Origin of the sequence: Cellulomonas xylanilytica (assembly GCF_007989805.1) — a bacterium.
Classification (GTDB): Bacteria; Actinomycetota; Actinomycetes; order Actinomycetales; family Cellulomonadaceae; genus Cellulomonas; species Cellulomonas xylanilytica.
In genome coordinates this window covers 70,048-87,862 of sequence record NZ_BJUB01000010.1, presented here as the reverse complement: position 1 = coordinate 87,862, position 17,815 = coordinate 70,048, and the positions used below count along the sequence as shown (strand labels likewise).

12 protein-coding genes are annotated in these 17,815 nt (G+C 73.5%); 2 read left to right on the top strand and 10 right to left on the bottom strand.

Annotated features, from left to right (window positions below):
• Positions 1-129: 129 nt before the first annotated feature.
• The 7 genes from adhE to CXY01_RS15705 all read right to left on the bottom strand — a co-directional run bounded on the left by adhE (position 130) and on the right by CXY01_RS15705 (position 11,639).
• Positions 130-2,811, bottom strand: a complete 2,682-nt coding sequence (gene adhE, locus CXY01_RS15735) for a bifunctional acetaldehyde-CoA/alcohol dehydrogenase (RefSeq protein ID WP_186813431.1) — start codon at positions 2,809-2,811, stop codon at positions 130-132.
• Positions 2,812-2,907: 96 nt separating this feature from the next.
• Positions 2,908-4,626 (bottom strand): cation:proton antiporter, encoded by a 1,719-nt coding sequence (locus tag CXY01_RS15730; RefSeq protein WP_146928907.1) that lies wholly within the window; start codon positions 4,624-4,626, stop codon positions 2,908-2,910.
• Between the two features lie 60 nt (positions 4,627-4,686).
• Complete coding sequence (locus tag CXY01_RS15725) at positions 4,687-7,692, bottom strand: hypothetical protein (protein ID WP_222594567.1); 3,006 nt, start codon at positions 7,690-7,692, stop codon at positions 4,687-4,689.
• Positions 7,693-7,808: 116 nt separating this feature from the next.
• Positions 7,809-8,384: a GNAT family N-acetyltransferase gene (locus tag CXY01_RS15720; RefSeq protein ID WP_146928901.1), complete on the bottom strand. Its 576-nt coding sequence runs from the start codon at positions 8,382-8,384 to the stop codon at positions 7,809-7,811.
• Positions 8,385-8,437: 53 nt separating this feature from the next.
• Positions 8,438-9,307 (bottom strand): NAD(P)H-binding protein, encoded by an 870-nt coding sequence (locus CXY01_RS15715; protein ID WP_146928898.1) that lies wholly within the window; start codon positions 9,305-9,307, stop codon positions 8,438-8,440.
• A gap of 45 nt (positions 9,308-9,352) precedes the next feature.
• Entirely contained in the window at positions 9,353-10,615 is a 1,263-nt protein-coding gene (locus CXY01_RS15710; RefSeq protein ID WP_146928895.1) for a serpin family protein, read from the bottom strand.
• 97 nt (positions 10,616-10,712) lie between these two features.
• Positions 10,713-11,639: a Ppx/GppA phosphatase family protein gene (locus CXY01_RS15705; RefSeq protein WP_146928891.1), complete on the bottom strand. Its 927-nt coding sequence runs from the start codon at positions 11,637-11,639 to the stop codon at positions 10,713-10,715.
• A gap of 98 nt (positions 11,640-11,737) precedes the next feature.
• On the opposite strand from CXY01_RS15705, the gene CXY01_RS15700 reads away from it, so the two are divergent.
• A complete protein-coding gene (locus CXY01_RS15700; RefSeq protein ID WP_146928888.1) occupies positions 11,738-13,954 on the top strand; it encodes an esterase-like activity of phytase family protein in 2,217 nt (738 codons plus the stop codon).
• A 53-nt stretch (positions 13,955-14,007) separates the two neighbouring features.
• Here CXY01_RS15700 and CXY01_RS15695 read toward each other — a convergent pair whose 3' ends face one another.
• The 3 genes from CXY01_RS15695 to CXY01_RS15685 all read right to left on the bottom strand — a co-directional run bounded on the left by CXY01_RS15695 (position 14,008) and on the right by CXY01_RS15685 (position 17,361).
• Positions 14,008-14,391, bottom strand: coding sequence for a hypothetical protein (locus CXY01_RS15695; RefSeq protein ID WP_146928885.1), 384 nt, complete (start codon positions 14,389-14,391; stop codon positions 14,008-14,010).
• 60 nt (positions 14,392-14,451) lie between these two features.
• Positions 14,452-15,150: a hypothetical protein gene (locus CXY01_RS15690; RefSeq protein WP_146928881.1), complete on the bottom strand. Its 699-nt coding sequence runs from the start codon at positions 15,148-15,150 to the stop codon at positions 14,452-14,454.
• Between the two features lie 129 nt (positions 15,151-15,279).
• On the bottom strand, positions 15,280-17,361 hold the full coding sequence (locus CXY01_RS15685) for a PhoX family protein (protein WP_146928878.1): 2,082 nt from the start codon (positions 17,359-17,361) through the stop codon (positions 15,280-15,282).
• 161 nt (positions 17,362-17,522) lie between these two features.
• On the opposite strand from CXY01_RS15685, the gene CXY01_RS15680 reads away from it, so the two are divergent.
• Positions 17,523-17,792 carry a hypothetical protein gene (locus CXY01_RS15680; RefSeq protein ID WP_146928875.1) on the top strand — a complete coding sequence of 90 codons (270 nt, stop codon included), beginning with the start codon at positions 17,523-17,525 and terminating at the stop codon, positions 17,790-17,792.
• The last annotated feature ends 23 nt before the right edge of the window (positions 17,793-17,815 follow it).

The following is a 17,815-nucleotide window of genomic DNA, read 5'->3' as shown; positions in this document are numbered from 1 at the left end:
AGTCCTCCGGGGGTCGTCGGGGGTGCGGGGTGGCCCCACAGTCTGCCCGGGGACGCCGCGACGCGCCCACCGAGGACGCGCCGACGCCCCGTCGGCGGGAGGGCACCGGCGGGGCGTCGGGTCGGACCGCTACTCAGCGAGAGCGGCAACCTTGCGCGTGCGGACCTCGCCCACGGACGTGCCGTAGTAGGCCGCGGTCAGCAGGTCCTTCATGTCCTCGATCATCGGCATCCGCGGGTTGGCGGGGGCGCACTGGTCCTCGTAGGCGCCCATCGCGACCTCGTCGAGGCGGGCGAGGAACTCGTGCTCGTCGACGCCCTGCGCGTGGAACGACGCGGGGATCCCGACCCGGGCCCGCAGCGACTCCACGGCCAGCGCGTACGACTCGACGCCCTCGGCCGGGGTGGACGCGGGGAGCCCGAGCATCGCGGCGAGCTGCTGGAACCGCTCGGGCGCCACGTAGTGCTCGTACTTGGGCCAGCTGGTCAGCTTGGTGGGGACCGTGCCGTTGTAGCGGATGACGTGCGGCAGCAGCGTCGCGTTCGTGCGGCCGTGCACCAGGTGGTACGTGGAACCGACGACGTGGGCCATGGCGTGCACGATGCCGAGGAACGCGTTGCCGAACGCCATCCCGGCGATCGTCCCGGCGTTGTGCATGGTCTCGCGGGCGTCCTGCGTGGCCGGGTCATCGGGGTCGCCGTTCACCGACGTGGCGAGGTTCTCGAAGATGAGGCGCACGGCCTGCATCGCCATGCCGTCGGTGAAGTCGTTGGCGTAGACGCTGACGTACGCCTCGGTGGCGTGCGTGAGGGCGTCGAAGCCGGAGTCGGCGGCCAGCGAGGGCGGCATCTTCGCGGTGAGCACCGGGTCGATGATGGCGACCGACGGCGTCAGCGCGTAGTCGGCGAGCGGGTACTTCTTGCCGGCCTCCGGGTCGCTGATCACCGCGAACGGCGTCACCTCGGCACCGGTCCCCGAGGTCGTGGGGATGCACACGAGCTGCGCCAGCTCGCCCAGCACCGGGAACTTGAACGCGCGCTTGCGCACGTCGAAGAACTTCTGCTTGAGGTCGGAGAAGTGGATCTCGGGGTGCTCGTAGAGGAGCCACATGACCTTGGCGGCGTCCATCGGGGACCCGCCGCCGAGCGCGATGATCGTGTCGGGCCGGAAGTGACGCATCTGCGCGGCGCCCGCCTGCACGGTCCGCACGGACGGCTCCGGCTCGACCTGGTCGATGATCTGCAGCGCGACCTTGCTCGACCGGCGGTTCAGGACGTCGATGATCCGGTCGACGAAGCCGAGGGTCGTCATGGTCGCGTCGGTCACGATGGTCACGCGCTCGACGTCGGGCATGTCCGCCAGGTAGCGGATGGCGTTCGGCTCGAAGTAGGTCTTGGCCGGCACCTTGAACCACTGCAGGTTGTTGTTCCGGCGGCCGATCCGCTTGATGTTCACCAGGTTCACCGCCGAGACGTTGTTGGACACGGAGTTGTGGCCGTACGACCCGCAGCCGAGCGTGAGCGACGGGATGAACGCGTTGTAGATGTCGCCGATGCCGCCCAGCGACGACGGCGCGTTCGCGATGATCCGGACCGCCTTGACGCGGCTGCCGAACTCCTCGGTCAGCGCGTCGTCCTGCGTGTGGATCGCGGCGGAGTGGCCGAGGCCGTCGAACTCGACCATCTGCTCGGCCAGCCGGATGCCGTGCTCCGTGGACTCCGCGCGCAGGACGGCCAGCACGGGCGCGAGCTTCTCGCGGGTCAGGGGCTCCTGCGGGCCGACCCCGCTGACCTCCACCAGGATGATCGAGGTGTCGTCGGGGACCGAGAAGCCCGCCTGCTGCGCGATCCACTGGGGGGTCTGACCGACCACCGCCGCGTTCAGCCGGGCCTCGCCGCAGCTCGTGCCGTCGGCCTGGACCCCGAAGATGAGCGACTCGAGCTGCGCCTTCTCCGTGGCGTCCGCCCGGTAGGCGTGCAGCACGGCGAACTCCGCGAGCGCCGCGTCGTACACGGCGTCGTCGAGGATCACGGCCTGCTCGGACGCGCACACCATGCCGTTGTCGAACGCCTTGGACAGGACGACGTCGTTGACGGCCCGCTGCAGCTTCGCGGTCTTCTCGATGTAGGCGGGGACGTTGCCCGCACCCACGCCGAGGGCCGGCTTGCCGCACGAGTACGCGGCGCGGACCATCGCGTTGCCGCCGGTGGCCAGGATGAGCGCGACGCCGGGGTGGTTCATGAGCGCCGTGGTCGCGCCGATCGACGGCGTCTCGACCCACTGGATGCAGTGCTCGGGAGCCCCGGCCGCCACGGCCGCGTCCCGCACCACGCGGGCGGCGGCGACGGAGGACTCCTGCGCGCTCGGGTGGAAGGCGAACACGATCGGGTTGCGGGTCTTGAGCGCGATGAGCGACTTGAAGATCGTCGTGGAGGTCGGGTTGGTCACGGGGGTGACGCCGCAGACGACGCCGACGGGCTCGGCGATCTCGGTGATGCCGGTGAGGTCGTCGCGGGAGACGACCCCGACGGTCTTGAGCGCAGCCATGGAGTTGGTCACGTGCTCGCACGCGAAGATGTTCTTCACGGCCTTGTCCTCGAACACGCCCCGGCCGGTCTCGCGCACCGCCAGCAGCGCCAGCTCGCCGTGCTTGTCCAGCGCGGCGACGGAGGCCTTCTTCACCAGGTGGTCCACGTCGTCCTGGGTGAACCGCGCGTACTCGTCCAGCGCCTTCGTGGCCTGCGCCACGAGCTGGTCGATCGCGCCGTCGATCGTGGTGTCCGTCGGGCTGTCGGTCGTGCTGGAGGTCATCGTCCATCTCCCGGTCGAGGCTGTCGGGCCCGCCGTCGACCCGCTGATCCCGACGCTACGGACGCGAGGGGGTGCGGCGGATGGGCCGAACGTCCCTCACCTGCGCTGCACGCGCGTGACCCACGACGACGAGAGGCTCTCGTCCTCCAGGTCCAGCTCCCGCAGCATCCGGCGCATGACGGCCTCGTCGAGCTCGCCGGTGTCCCGGCGTTCCATGAGCACCTCGCGCTGGGCGGCGACGATCTGTCGCCGGAGCCGCTGGGTGCGCAGCCCCTCCTCGGCGGAGGGGACGCCCGAGTGGGTGACCTGGCGCATGACACCGGGCAGACCGGTGGCTTCCTCCGGCACGTCGGGCATCGCGGGCACGAGCTCGTCCGCCGAGCCCGGGTCCAGCATGACCGCGGCGGCGGTCGCGCGGGCCCGCCACACGGTCGACAGCCGGTCGATGAGCTCGTCGGCGCGCTCCCGACCGAGCTCTCTGCTCCAGTCGTCACGCTGGCGCTCGAGCACCTCCTGCACGGCGTCGGCCGTCGCCACCCGGACGGCCGCCTCCTGCTGCGCGTCGCGCGTGGTGTCGTCGGCCGAGCCGACGCCCAGGCGTCGGATGACCCAGGGCAGCGTCAGCCCCTGCAGGAGCAGCGTGCCGATCGCGACCGTGTAGGCGGCGAGCTGGATGGTCGCGCGCTCCGGGAACGGCTCACCCGCGCTGGTCAGGGGGATCGACGCCGCCGCGGCGAGCGTCACCACCCCGCGCATGCCCGCCCACGAGACCACGGCGGACTCGCGCAGCGTCAACGAGTCGCCGGGCGGGCGATGGCTCCCGCGCAGGCGCAGGTGGTCGAACCGCGCGGTCACCAGGATGTACGCGGGCCGCACGAGGATCGCGGCCAGGAGGACGACGAGCGACACCGCGATCCCGTGCCCGAGACCCTGGTCGGACGCGATGACGTCCCGCACCACCCAGGGAAGCTGCATGCCGATGAGCGCGAACGTGAACGCCTCGAGCAGCAGGTCGACCGTGGACCAGATGGGCTCCTCGTAGAGCCGCGTCGCGTAGCCCGCCCGCGGGGAGGTGTGGCCCAGGTACAGGCCCGCGGCGACGACGGCCAGCACCCCCGATCCGGCCAGCGCCTCGGCGGACCAGTACGCCGCGAACGGGGTGAGCAGACCGATTGCGGAGGCGACCACGGGGTCGTCGAGCCGGAGCCGGACCAGGTGCACGACGACGGCGATGCCGAGCCCGACCGCCACGCCGGCACCCACGGCCAGCGCGAACGTCGTCAGCCCGTCGGCGAGGGCCCACGCGCCCGTGGCGACACCGGCGAGGGCCACCTTGTAGAGCGTGAGGGAGGTGGCGTCGTTGATGAGGCTCTCGCCGGACAGCAGCGTCATGACGCGGCGGGGCAGACCCAGCCGCTTGCCGACGGCCGCCGCGGCGACGGCGTCCGGCGGCGCGACGACGGCGCCCAGCACGAGCGCCGCCAGGAACGGCACCGTGGGCTCCATCCACCAGAACACCAGCGCGACGGCGAGCGCGCTGACCAGCACCAGTCCCACCCCGAGGCGGGTGATGGAGCTCAGCGAGGTCCGGAAGTCGCGGTAGGAGCTCGACAGCGCTGCGGAGTACAGCAGCGGGGGGAGCACGAAGTCGAGCAGGACCTCGGGCTCCAGCTCGAAGCGCGGGATGGCGGGCACGAACGAGACGACGATCGCCGCGGCCACGAGCACCAGCGGTGCGGGCCAGCCGCGTCGCCGGCACACCGCGGTGACCGCGACCGCGCCCGCGACCAGCAGGAAGACCTCGACGCCGTGCACCCAGGCCCTCCGTCCGCCCGTGCCGCTCCTCGCCGACCCTACAAGCGGTCGCCCGGACGGTCAGGTCGGGAGCCGGCGCCGCCCGAGCAGCGCGAGCGCCACGCCCACGGCCGCGCCGACGAGCCCGACGACCGCCAGGACGCCTGCCGACGACGGCGGGATGCCGAGGTGCACGGTGATCCCCAGGATCCGCGAGAGCCCCCACGGCAGCAGAGCCATCTGGTCGTTCCAGACCGTCAGCGCCCGCTCGAGCCCGATGGCCGCGACCCCGCCGGCCACGACCGCGAGCGCGACCCCGCCGGCTGCGAGGGTCGCGCCCAGCGAGCGGGTCGTCCCGAGGCCGTAGGCGCGCCGGAGCACCAGCGCGACGACGACGAACAGCCAGCAGAACGCCGCGAACGCCACCGTCACGTAGACGGTGCGAGCGCCCGGGTCGGTCCAGAAGCCGAACCAGTAGCGCCCCGGGCCACGGACGACGAGAGCGACCAGCAGGATGACCGTCCGCAGCAGCACGACCCCGCCCAGCGCCGCCCACAGGTGGAACGGATCCCGCCCACGGACCACCCAGCGCAGCACCGCGGCGAGCACGAGCCAGGCGCCGAGCGTGGCGACGAGGTGCGCGGGTGCCGCGAACCATGTCAGCACGCAGCGGCTCACCACCAGGACGACCGCCGGCACCGCCCACACGAGCACCCGGTCGGTGCGGTTGGTCGGCGCCGGGACCTCGCCGAGCCGCCACGGCCGGGTGGCTGCGAGCGCCAGCGCCCTCAGGGCCGCCGCACCGGGGACGCGGGCGGACGTCAGCCCGAGCACCAGGACGACCGCGACCGCGACGAGCAGGAGCCGCGCGAGCCACGCCATCGCGGGGTCGCGGTCGGCGCGGTCGCTGCCCAGGTCGGCGGCGGTGAAGCTGTACGCCGGCAGGTCGAGGTCGCCCGCGTACCGGGCCACGTGCTGCGTGCGTGCCGCGTGGTACTCCTCCTCGGCCGCCCGCCACCGGTCGTGCGCGGTCAGGCTGCCGGTGTCGAGCCACTGCGCGTGCCGCAGGACCGTCGCGCGGTAGGCCGCGAGCGTGCCCAGCAGGTCCGTCTCGTAGGCCAGCGCGTCGACGAACGAGGCGTGCAGCGCGGGGGAGTGCCAGTCGTCGGCGGACGTGGCGGCGACCTGCCCGTGCATCGCCGCCGCGACCTCGGCGGCCCCGGTGCCGTCCGCGATGGCGGCGTCCAGGTCGTCGCGGCTGACCGCGTAGATGCTGTCGAGCGCGGCGGAGTCGCCCGTGACGATGTCCCACTCGAAGATCCACATCATCGGCGGCGGCTCGAGGCCGAGCGCCTTCACGGACTGCTCGGCGAACGGCTGGATGTACAGCCCGCGGGTGATCGCCTCGCGGGACCGGGCGAGCGCCTCCGTGATCGCGGTGGCCGTCGCCGGGTCCGGCGACAGCGTCTGCCGCACCCAGTCGCCGGTCACCTGCGACGGCTCCAGGTCCGGGTCCCACGCGAGCCGCGCGGTCCCGTAGGTGTTCACGTCGTACAGCTGCCAGAACCCCGTGCGCAGGTACAGCGACATCGGGCCTGCCCGTAGCGGACCCCCGTCCTGCGTCCAGCTCCACACGCCCTCGACGTGCGGGTTCGCCGCGAGGAACTGCCGCAGCGCCTGCGCCTCGTCGGCCACCAGGTCGTTGGGCAGCGCGCCGAAGCCCTCGAACTCCCGGCGGGCCTGGAACTCGACGATGCGCCGGTGCGAGCCGACCTCCAGCGTCGGGTTCAGCGGCAGGTGGCTGTAGAAGTCGCCCATCGTGTACTTGGTCGACACGATCAGGTGCGGGTCGTCGATCCCGCCCAGCACGGCCTCGTAGGACTGCGGGTTGGTGTGCAGGTCTCCGACGGCCCCGACGCCCACGGTCCACGTGCGGAAGATGATCTCGCGGTCGTGCGCGCCCGCGGTCTCCAGCAGCGCGCGCAGCATCGCCTGCACCGAGCTCTGCGACGTGACCGCGAGCTTCGAGGAGTAGTCCCAGCCGGCCTGGTAGACCGCGCCGCCCTCGCCGACGCGGACCGTGAGCCCGTCGACGAACGGCATGCTCTCGAACAGCTCGGCCAGCCCCGCCTGGTACACCGACCACAGCGCGGGGTCGTCGACGTCCAGCCCGCCGACCGTCCGCTCCAGGTACGCCTCCAGCGGCGGCGAGACGGCGAGCATGTCGGTCAGCAGGTAGACCTGCATCCCCAGCTCCTGCGCGTACCCGAAGACCGGGCCGAACGCGTCGACCATCGCCTCCGCCCGGGCCACGTGCGGGTCGCCCTCGGGGTAGACCTCGTGCCCGTCGCCGACGCCGCGGAACGTCACGTACTCCAGGAACCCGGGCACGACCACGCCGTTGTACCCCTGCCGCAGGGCGTGCTGGACCAGCTGGCGGAACTGCGCGTCGATCTCCTCGACGACCGCCTGGTCCACCCACGGCGCCGACGGCAGCACCGCGCCGGCGACGACGTCGGTGTTGAGCGAGTAGTCGGTGCCGGCGGCGAACGCGGCGGGGTCGGCCTCGCGGCCCACCGAGCCCGAGTCGACCAGCCGCAGGCCGAGGCGCGGTTCGACGATCACGCCGTCCGCCGGCAGGGCGGCGCCGGAGCGGATGCGGTCGGCCAGCGCGTAGAGACCCGCGGCCGCCCCGGCCGGCCCTGACGCCTCCAGGACGAGCCGGTCCTGCGTGCGCAGGCGGTACGCCTCGTCGGACCCGGCGAACGCGGGGACCAGGCTGACCGTGAGGTCGGCCGGACCGGTGCCGGTGCCGACCGACGGCGCGGGCAGACCGCGGGAGGTCACGGCGTCGGCGACGGCCGCGGCCGCGAGCGCCGGCTGCTCGCCCGCGGGGACGTCGATCGTGGCGATCGCGGGCGCAGGCACCATCGGGTCGAGGTCGACCGCCGACACCGCGGCCGGCGGCGTGTCGGCGGGCTCGTGGCTGAGCCCGAGCGCCTGGCCGACGCCCACGGCGACGAGGGCACCGAGCGCGAGGACGACGACGGCGGCCACGAGGGACGGCCAGGCACGGGAGCGGGACACCGGCGCAGTGTAGGAACGGTTCCTGAGCAGATGTGGCCGCCGTCACAGCGGTGAAGGGCGGAAGGAACCGTGCGGCGGCGATCGTCACCCGATCGGCCCAGCGACGGTGCCCTCGTCTAGGCGGGACGCTGCCGCGCGCGCCACTCGTCGGCGAGCAGGGCGTACGTGTAGCCGTCGAGCCAGCCCCGCGACCGGTGCAGCGCGTCGCCGACGCTGTGCTCCTCGCGCCGCATGCCCAGCCGCTCCATCAGGCGCCAGGACGGCTCGTTCTCGGTGAAGCAGACCGCCCGCACGCGGCGCAGGCCGAGGTCGTCGAAGCAGATCCGGACCAGCTCCGCGACGGCCTCCGTGGCGTAGCCGTGACCGCCGTGCTCGGGGTTCAGCACCCAGCCCAAGGTGGCCTGGCGGGGTCGCTCGAGCTCGTCCTGGGCCCAGGAGTCCTCGACCTGGAGCATCAGGTCGCCGATGACCTCGCCGTCCTTCTCGATCACCAGTGTGACGGCGAGGCGGGCCGGGTCGCGGAACCGGACGACGTAGGGGTCCCGCTCGCCGACCGTGTGGCTCAGCCACTCGTCGACGCCCGGCCGACGGCGGACCCGCCAGACGGCGTCGGCGTCGTCGGGGGTCGCGGGGCGCAGCGACAGGCGGGCGGTGCGGACGGGCCAGGCGACGGCGCCGAGATCCTGAGACATAGCGGCATTCTCACCGACAGGGCCGACAGTGCTGACGGTGGACGGGCGGTCCGTCACAGCGCCGGTCGGAGGTTCTCGAAGGCCCACGCGCCCAGGGTCGTGGGGGTCGTCGTCGCGATGCTGCGCGGGTCCTCGGGCTCGAACCCGTCGTCGAACCCGCGGGTCATGCCGAGGATCGCGTCGACCTGCGCCGGCGTCATGCCGAACCCGGCGAGCGCCTGCGCCTGGTCCTGCTCGCTGACCTGCTGTGCGGCGACCTTCCTCCCGAGGGCGTCGGTCAGGATGTCGGCGACCTGCGCGAACGACAGGTCCTGCGGGCCGTGCACGCCGAGGGTCTGCACGCCGTGCCAGTCGGTCGCGAGCAGCCGCGTGGCGGCGACCGTCGCGATGTCGAGCGGGGCGACCCACGCCAGCGGGCGGTCGACGGGGTGCGTGGTGGTCAGCACCCCGGCGCGGATGCCGTCCAGGTCCATCAGCAGGTTGCTGAAGAAGTACCCGTTGCGCAGGTGCGTGACGTCGGCGCCGGTGCCGTTCAGCAGCTCCTCGGTCAGGCCCAGCCCGTCGATCTCCCCGAACCCGTGCCGGCCCTCGGCGCCCACGCTGCTCTGGAAGACCACCCGCGGGATGCGGTGGGTGCGCACGGCGTGGGCCACCGACTCGCCCGTGCGCCGGTAGCCGTCCAGGGGGTCGTCGTCCTGGGTGGGAGGGGCCACCCAGTACAGCGCGTCGGCGTCGCGGGTGGCCGCGGCGACGGCCTCGGGGTCCCGCTGGTCGGCCTCCACGACGTCGCAGACCTCGCGCAGCGCCGGCGCGACGCGGGTGGTGTCCCGGGCCAGGAGCGTCGGGCGGACGCCCGCCCGGACGAGGATCGGGGCGAGCAGCGAGCCGACGTTCCCGGTGGGGGTGCTGACGACGATCTTCATGCCGACGACCCTACGAAGCGCCTCCGACACCGGCTCGGGCGGACGTCACGGCGCCGGGTCGTGGATCACCGCGGTGAACAGCGGCGAGCCGGTCGCCGAGTCGGTCAGGAGCAGCAGGAACGGCCGGTCGAGGACGACCTGCACGGGCGGCGGCCATGGGGCGGACACCATCTCTGACACGACCGCCGTGGCGGCGGCCGCCTCCGTGCCCTGCTCGTCGACCCGCAACGAGGTCTTCTGCACGACCTTGGTGATCTCGAGGTTCCCGGTGCCCAGGCCTCGGAAGTCTCCGGTCACCGGCAGGCCGAGAGTCATCAGGGTCTCCAGCAGGTCGTGGCTCTGCTCGAGGTGCAGGCGGGGCAGCGCCACCTCGGCCGCCTCGCCCTCGGCGCCGGCGAGGGTGTCGAGCGTCCCGCCCGTCAGACCGCACGGGTCCTCGCCCTGCGGCGGCAGCACCGCGACGGCCTGCATCGTCCCGTCCCGGTACGGCAGCTCGGCGGCCACCCAGCCGTCCGCGGACCGTGCGGTGCCGTCCGCGCCGTGCATCAGGTCGACGTCGCGGTCGCCGTCCGGGGTCGCGAAGGGCGCCCGCTCCGTGAAGACGAACGGGCTGCTCCACGTGGCGTCGAGGTGCAGCGCGTTCGTCAGCACCGCGTACGTGTCGCCGGGCAGCGGCTCGTCGAGCAGCGTCGGGATCAGCCCCGCCGTGTCCTCGCTGATCTGCGCGTTGATGCGGTCGGTCGAGCCGACCGGGTCGTCGGCGAAGTCCAGGGTCTCGACGCTCGCGTCGTACCCGGTCGCGATGGCGTCCAGGTACTGCGGCGTCGGGTCGGCGTGGGTGTACGCCCAGAGCCGGTTGCTCACGCGCAGCGAGTCGGGCGCGTCCTCGGCGGTCAGGTCGGTCCCGTCCGGCGCAGCCAGGCCGGCGAGCGCCCGCGTGTGCTGCTGGACGGCGGCGGTCAGGTCGGGAGACCACGCCGGCAGGTGCAGCAGCTCCGCGATCCGGGCGGCCGTCCCGCCGCCGGCGGACGGGTAGAGCATCCCCAGCGCCTCGGCGGCCGAGGTCGGGGAGAGCACGAGGTTCTCCTGCGGTCTCTGCGCGCAGACGGCGTGCAGGAGGTCGAGCCCGAACGCGGTCTGCGCCGCGGCGACGTCCCGCGCGGTGAGCTGCCCGAGCTCGACCGAGCGCACCTCGCCCCGATGAACCGCAGGGGGACCGGCGGGCCCGGTCGGGCCGGTCGCGCAGGCGCTCAGCGCCAGGAGCGCGCCGGAAGCCAGCAGGGCGGTGGCAGAGCGACGTCGGGTCATGGCGGGCTCCCTCGCAGCGGCGGGCCGCGGGTGCGACCGGCCTCGACGGGTATGTGTCCTCGGGTCCGCCGCCCTTGCGCCGGGCGACGGACCGGTCTCAGGTCAGGGCGTCGAGGTACCGCACGATCAGGCCCTCCCGCAGCGCCCACGGGGACACCTCGAGCTCCGCGATCCCGAAGGCGCGCATCGTCTCGGCCAGGACGATGCCACCCGCCACGATCTGGAACGTCCGGTCGGCCGTGATGCCGGGCAGGGCGGGGCGCGCGTCGGCGGGGATGCGCGCGAGCCGCGGCACCCAGTCCTCCAGCTCGGTGCGCCGCAGCAGCCGGCGGTCCTGCGGGCCGACGCCGTCCGCACGCGACCCCGCCAGCCGCGCGAGCGAGCGGATCGTCTTGGACGACCCCACCACGTGGGCAGGGTCGGGACGGTCGGTGAACCGCGTCCGGGCCTCCCGCAGCTGCTCGCGCGCATGCTGCCGGAGCGCGGCGACCTGCTCGGCGGTCGGCGGGTCGTCGGGCAGGAAGGTCACCGTCGAGCGCCCGGCACCCAGCGGGAGGGAGACGGCCACGTCGGGGTACTCGCTGCCGCCCGCGGCGAGCTCCAGCGAGCCCCCACCGATGTCCACGAGCAGGATCTCCCCGGCGGACCACCCGAACCAGCGGCGGACGGCGAGGAAGGTCAGGCGTGCCTCGTCGTCCCCGGTGAGGACCTGCAGGCGCACGCCGGTGGCCGACTCGACGAGGGCCAGGACCTCCGGACCGTTCGCCGCCTCGCGCACCGCGGACGTCGCGAACGGGAGCAGCTCGTCGATCCCGGCGGCGTCCGCGGCGGTCCGGGCGTCCGCGACCGCGGTGACGATGGCGTCGACGCCCTCGTCGCTGATGGCGCCCGTGGGCGTGAGATAGCGCATGAGGCGCAGGACGGAGCGGTGCGAGGACTGCGCGACCGGCGGTCCGCCGCGGTGGGCGTCGACGACGAGCAGGTGGACGGTGTTCGATCCGACGTCCAGCACCCCGAGTCGCATGGTTCGCACGGTACGGCCTCCCGAGGTTCACAGGCTGGTCACCCGGACGTGTCCCGGACGTCTGGCGTGCGTCGCCGCGCAGGAGTTCCCTGGAGTGCATGAGACGCACCGCAGCACTCTCTGTCCTCGCGGCGACCGTGACCGTCGCGCTGCTCGCTCCCACCCCCGCGACGGCGGGTGACCGGGGTGGCGGCGGGCCCGACCGGCAGCACATCCTGCAGCCCACGCTCGCGGGCCGCGCGACGCTCTCCGCCGACTTCCTCGCGCCCGGGCCGCCGTCGGGGGCGCTGGCCACCCCGGCGAACGGGCGGCAGGGTCCGTTCCCCGGGCAGGTGATCCCGGGCTTCTCCGGCATGGTCGACGCCGGGGACGGCACGTTCTGGGCCCTGCCCGACAACGGCTTCGGCACCAAGGCGAACTCCGCCGACTTCCTCCTGCGGCTGTACAGGGTGACGCCCGACTGGCAGGGCGGCGCGATCGAGGTGGGGGAGTTCCTCTCCCTGCGTGACCCCGACCGCAGGGCCGGCTTCCCGATCGTCAACGAGTCCACCCCGGACCGCCTGCTGACCGGCGCCGACTTCGACGTCGAGTCGGTGGTGCGCGCGCCGGACGGCAGCTTCTGGATCGGTGAGGAGTTCGGTCCCTTCCTGCTGCACGTCGACGCGACCGGGACGCTGCTGGCGCCCCCCGTACCGTTCGTCGGCGGGAAGTCTCCGCAGAACCCGTTCCTGCAGCCGGGCGAGACCGCCAACGTGCGGGCGAGCCGCGGGTTCGAGGCCATGGCGGGGTCCCGCGACGGGCGGTTCCTCTACCCGATCACCGAGGGCGCGTTCGTCGACGACCCCGACCAGCGCCGCCGGACGATCTACGAGTTCGACACGGCCACCGGCGCCTACACCGGGCGGACGTGGGCCTACCAGACGCACCAGGACGCCAACGTGATCGGCGACGCGTTCCTCACCGGCAAGCGCGAGCTGCTGGTCATCGAGCGGGACGACTTCCAGGGCGCCGCGTCGGTGATGAAGCGCGTGTACCGGATCGACCTCTCCTCGGTCGACGCGGACGGCTACGTGCGCAAGACCCTGGTGGTCGACGCCCTGAAGATCGCCAACCCGGACCGCCTGGGTGCGGGCGACGGCTACGGCACCGACGACCCGTTCGCCCTGCCGGTGCAGTCGTTCGAGACGGTCGTGCAGCTGCGCGACGGCCGGCTGCTCCTGGCCAACGACAACAACTACCCCGGCAACGCGGCGCGCGTCGCGGGCACCCCGGACGACACGGAGATGGTCCTCGTCGACCTGCGCCGTCAGCGGGCTCCCCGTGCGGGTGACGTGACGGTCGTCGGGCACCGCGGCGCCAGCGGCTACCGGCCGGAGCACACCCTGGCCGCCTACGAGACGGCGATCCTGCAGTGCGCCGACTACATCGAGCCCGACCTCGTCCCGACCAAGGACGGTGTGCTGGTCGCCCGGCACGAGAACGAGATCGGGGGGACGACGAACGTCGCGGACCGCGCCGAGTTCGCCGACCGCCGCGCCACCAAGGTCATCGACGGGCGCACGGTCACCGGCTGGTTCACGGAGGACTTCACGCTGGCCGAGCTCAAGACGCTGCGCGCCAAGGAGCGGCTGCCCGCCGTGCGGCCGGCGAACACCGCCTTCGACGGGCTCTACGAGGTGCCGACCCTCGACGAGGTGCTCGACCTGGCCCGCCACTCGGTGACCTGCGACGGGAAGCCCGTCGGGGTGTACCCGGAGACCAAGCACCCGACGTACTTCGACTCGATCGGCCTGTCGCTGGAGGAGCCCCTGCTCGCCCAGCTCGCCGCGAACGGGCTGGACGACCGGCGCTCGCCGGTGATCATCCAGAGCTTCGAGACGAGCAACCTGCGCGAGCTCGACCGGCACACGAAGGTCGACCTGGCGCAGCTGGTCGACTGCTCCGGGGCGCCGTACGACCTCGTCGCGGCTGGTGACCCGCGGACGTACAAGGACCTGGTGACGCGTCAGGGTCTGCGCGAGATCTCGCGGTACGCCGACGGCGTGGGCCTGTGCAAGGACGTGATGATCCCGCGGGACGCCGACGGGACGCTCGGCACGCCCTCGTCGGTGATCCGGGACGCCCACCGGGCCGGCCTCGAGGTGCACGGGTGGACGTTCCGGCGCGAGAACCAGTTCCTGCCCGCGGAGTTCCGCAGCAGCGCCGACCCGAACGCCGTCGGTGACCTGGCCGGGGAGATCCGGGTGTTCGTCGACGCCGGCATGGACGGGCTGTTCAGCGACAACCCGGACATCGCGGCGGCCACCGTCGGCTGACGCACGGACAGACGGCCGGCCGCCCAGGACTCGTTCCTGGGCGGCCGGCCCCGTCATGCGGTGGGGTTGGTGACCCGCCTGCCGACGGCCTCGGCCATGGCCTCCAGATCGTGCCGCGCCTTGCGGTGCGCCGCCGACGCGTGGGCGGTCGAGCGCACGCCGTGCGGCTCCTCGCTTGCCTCGGCGGTGAACAGGACGAGACTGCCGCCGTCACCCCGCGGGACCAGGTGCACCGCGACGCGGAAGTCGACCTCGCCCCACCGCGCCGACCCCCCGGCGGCCTCGCCGGGGGTGATGACGGGGTCGAGCACGACGTCGGCGTGCTCGAAGTGCCAGGCCCCCGTGCCGTCCTCGCGGGCTGCTGCCGCCAGCGCCTGCCAGGCCTCACCCACCGGGACGGGCAGCTCGATGCTGGCGGACGTCTCTCGGGGGATCATGGACTGCCTCCGCGGCTCGGCACCTGTCCCGCCATCATCGGCCGCGCGCCCGGCGCTTCTCTACCGCGGGCGGTTCAACGGATGGTCAAGTCCGCGTCCGCGGGCCGCACGGTAGGACGGCAGCCGGAGGACGGCCGCCCATCGGTACGTGCCCAGACCGTCGGGGGCATGCAGGACGGGGTCGAACCGGGGGTCCGTCGGCTCCTCGACGGCCGCCGTCAGGCGGCCCCAGCGGTGCCACGGCCCGTCGGACCGGGCGGACAGCAGCTCGACGTCGACCACGTGCTCGGGCCGGGGACCGCTCGCGGGCGCCGGCCGGGCCGCCAGCACGACGGGTCCGTCGTCCGTGCGGAACGGCATGACCGAGCCTAACGAGCCCGACCAGGGGGAGCGGCGGGCGGCCAGCACGAAGCGACCGATCCGTCCCGTGCCGGTCGAGGACAGCAGGACGTCGTTCGTCCGGCCGGCGGTCTGCCAGCGGAACGCGAGCCCGTGGACGTCGGGCAGGGGAGGAGGCAGCCCCGCGGACCGCGACACCCGCACGACGACCGGTCCGTCGTACGCCGGCACCGCGCCGGGAGCGTCCGGGTCCACGCCCGTGCGCAGGGTCCCGCGCAGGACCACGCCCCGCGGGTGGAGGGGCCGGTCGTCGCGCCGCACGGCCCGGACGCCGCGCGTGAGCAGCGCGAGCACGGCACCGGCGGCCGTGAGCGCCGCGTCCGGGGCTGCGCCCCACCACCTCGGCCCGCCTGCCTGCATCGATCCTCCCGACGCGCGCCCACGTCAGTCGGGCGCGCAGAGCCGTGAGGTCGCCCCGGCTCGACGGACCACGCCCAGCATGGCGAGGCGGCCGCCCGGGTGCACCCCGGACGGCCGCCTCGCCCGACGTCAGCGCTTCCAGACCTGGATGACGCTCGGCCGCGGGCCGCCCCACCGTCCACCGGCCAGCGTGCCCGGCGCCACGTAGTCCGGGAAGTAGGAGTGCTGCTGCGCCCACGTGCCGTTCTCGCCGGGGTGCTGCACCGCGACGTAGACCATCCCGTCGGTGTCCCGGACCACCGGCCCGCACGTCTCGGACTCGGCGGGGACGGAGAGGAACTGCTGGACGCGACCCCGCTCGGGGCCCTCCAGCGGCACCTTGAACAGGCCGTCGCAGTAACCGATGGCGCCCGGGGCCCCGTCGGTCGCGAGCCACATGTTCCCGGCCGAGTCGAACGTGACGTTGTCCGGGCAGGAGATCGGCGAGACCTGGTCGGCGGGGAACCCGGCGAAGTAGGTCGAGGTGTTCGTCGCCGGGTCGCCGCAGAGCAGCAGGATGCTCCAGCCGAAGGTGGTCGCCGTGGCGTCGTCGCCCGCCTCGGTGATCTCGATGACGTGGCCGTCCCGGTTGCCGGTGCGCGGGTTCTGCTCGGTCGCGCCCTCCTTGCCGGCCTTGCCGCGGTCGGTGTTGTTGGTGCACACGACGTACACGCGCCCGGTCGTCGGGTGCGGCTCGACGTCCTCGCACCGGTCCATCTTCGTGGCGCCCACCGCGTCCGCGGCGAGCCGCACGTTGACCACGACCTCGTCGGCCGCGAACCCCGGCACCTGGCTGATCCCGTCGATCATCAGCGGGATCCACTCCCCGGTGCCGTCGAAGGCGCCGTCGGAGGGCAGCGCGCCCGTGCCGGTGATCTCCTCGACGGGGGAGTCCCCGGAGAACCGCGCCACGTAGAGGCTGCCGGCGGCCAGCAGCGTCTTGTTGTGCCGGCGTGCCCGCAGGCTCGCGCCCGGGCGGAAGGTGTCGGCCGAGACGAACTTGTACAGGTAGTCGAACCGCTCGTCGTCGCCCATGTACGCCACCGCGTGGCCCGTGCGGCCGATGACCACGTTGGCGCCCTCGTGCTTGAACCGGCCGAGCGCCGTGTGCTTGACCGGCGGGGTGTGCGGGTCCAGCGGGTCCACCTCGACGATCCACCCGAACCGGTTGGGCTCGTTCTCGTAGCCGGGCGTCCGCGCGTCGAACCGCGGGTCGACCGACTCCCACCCGCGGACCGTCGGCTTGTCCGCGAGGCCGTAGCGCAGGTCGGGGGTGCTGGTGCCGGCGGTGCGGAAGTAGCCGTTGAAGTTCTCCTCGCCCGACAGGACGGTCCCCCACGGCGTCGTGCCGCCGGCGCAGTTGCCCAGGGTGCCCCGCGCGGTCGTGCCCGTGGGGTCCTCGACGGTCGCCAGCAGGGCGGAGCCGGCCGCCGGACCGCTGAACGTGAACGGGGTGTTCCCGGTGATCCGCCGGTTGAGCGGGGCGCCCACGGCGTACGTCCAGGGCTTGCCCTTGCGCGTGCGGTACAGCTGCACGACCGCCATGCCGTGCGCCGCGATCGCGATCCGGCGCTGCTCGTCGAGCTCCTCCGGGGTGGCGGCCGGCGGGAACATGATGTTCTCGTTCGTGTACTCCTGGTTGGCGACGAGCACGGCGCCGAGCCCGGCCGGTCCCTCGATGATGTCGAGGTAGTCGTTGTTGTAGCCGAACTGGCGCTCCTGCAGCTGCGCGGTCTGCCTGCTCGGGTCGAACGCGTCGCGCTTCGAGAACAGCGGGTCGCCCCAGCGGATGATCGGCGACCACGTGTAGCCCTCCGGCACGACGAACGCGTCGACGGACGCGGCCACGGGTGCGATCGGCGTGAAGGGCAGCCGTCCCTTGGGGCGACCCCACGCCGCGGCCGGCTGCGCGTCGCCGACAGCCGCGCCGATGACGATCGCACCGCCGGCGGCGACCGCACCCCACAGCACCGACCGTCGCGTCAGGCTCGCGCTCGCGATGTCCCGGAAGTACCCGTTGTCGCTCGTGTTCGGCACCGGGTGGAAGCACGCGTCGGCGCACTTGAGGTGGCAGGTGACCGGGGACCGCTTGCCTGCGGTGTGGCCGGCCATGGGCAGCAGGAGCCGCCGGGACGCGCCGCGCACGGCGTCCCGGTCGTCGGTGGTCGTCATGGCTACCACCGTGCCTGTCGCCCGGGTCCGACAGAACGGACACCGGGTGACGACCGGGTGAACGCTGCCGTCGAGGCGCCGCCGCACTGCCACGCGGAGGTCACGGGCCGTTCACCCGCGCCGAGCACGATGGGCGGACACCCGTCGTGAAGGAGCCTGCCGTGCGAGTCGAACGTGGTCTGACGCACTGGTCGTCGACCGTGGTCACCGAGCCCGTGTACGTCGTCGAGTTCTGGACGAGCGGGGGCGAGAGCGAGCAGTGGCGGGTCCTCGACGCCGAGGACGTCGACGACGTCATGGACTGGGCACGCCGCCGGCAGATCGGCCGCGTGCTGTCCGTGAGCATCGAGCACCACGACGAGTACGGCACGTCGGTGCTGCGGCTGCTGGGCGAGACCCGCGTCCCGCGCCGGGCCGTGCGCTCGGCGTGATCGTGGCGCGCCCGCGCCGAGTT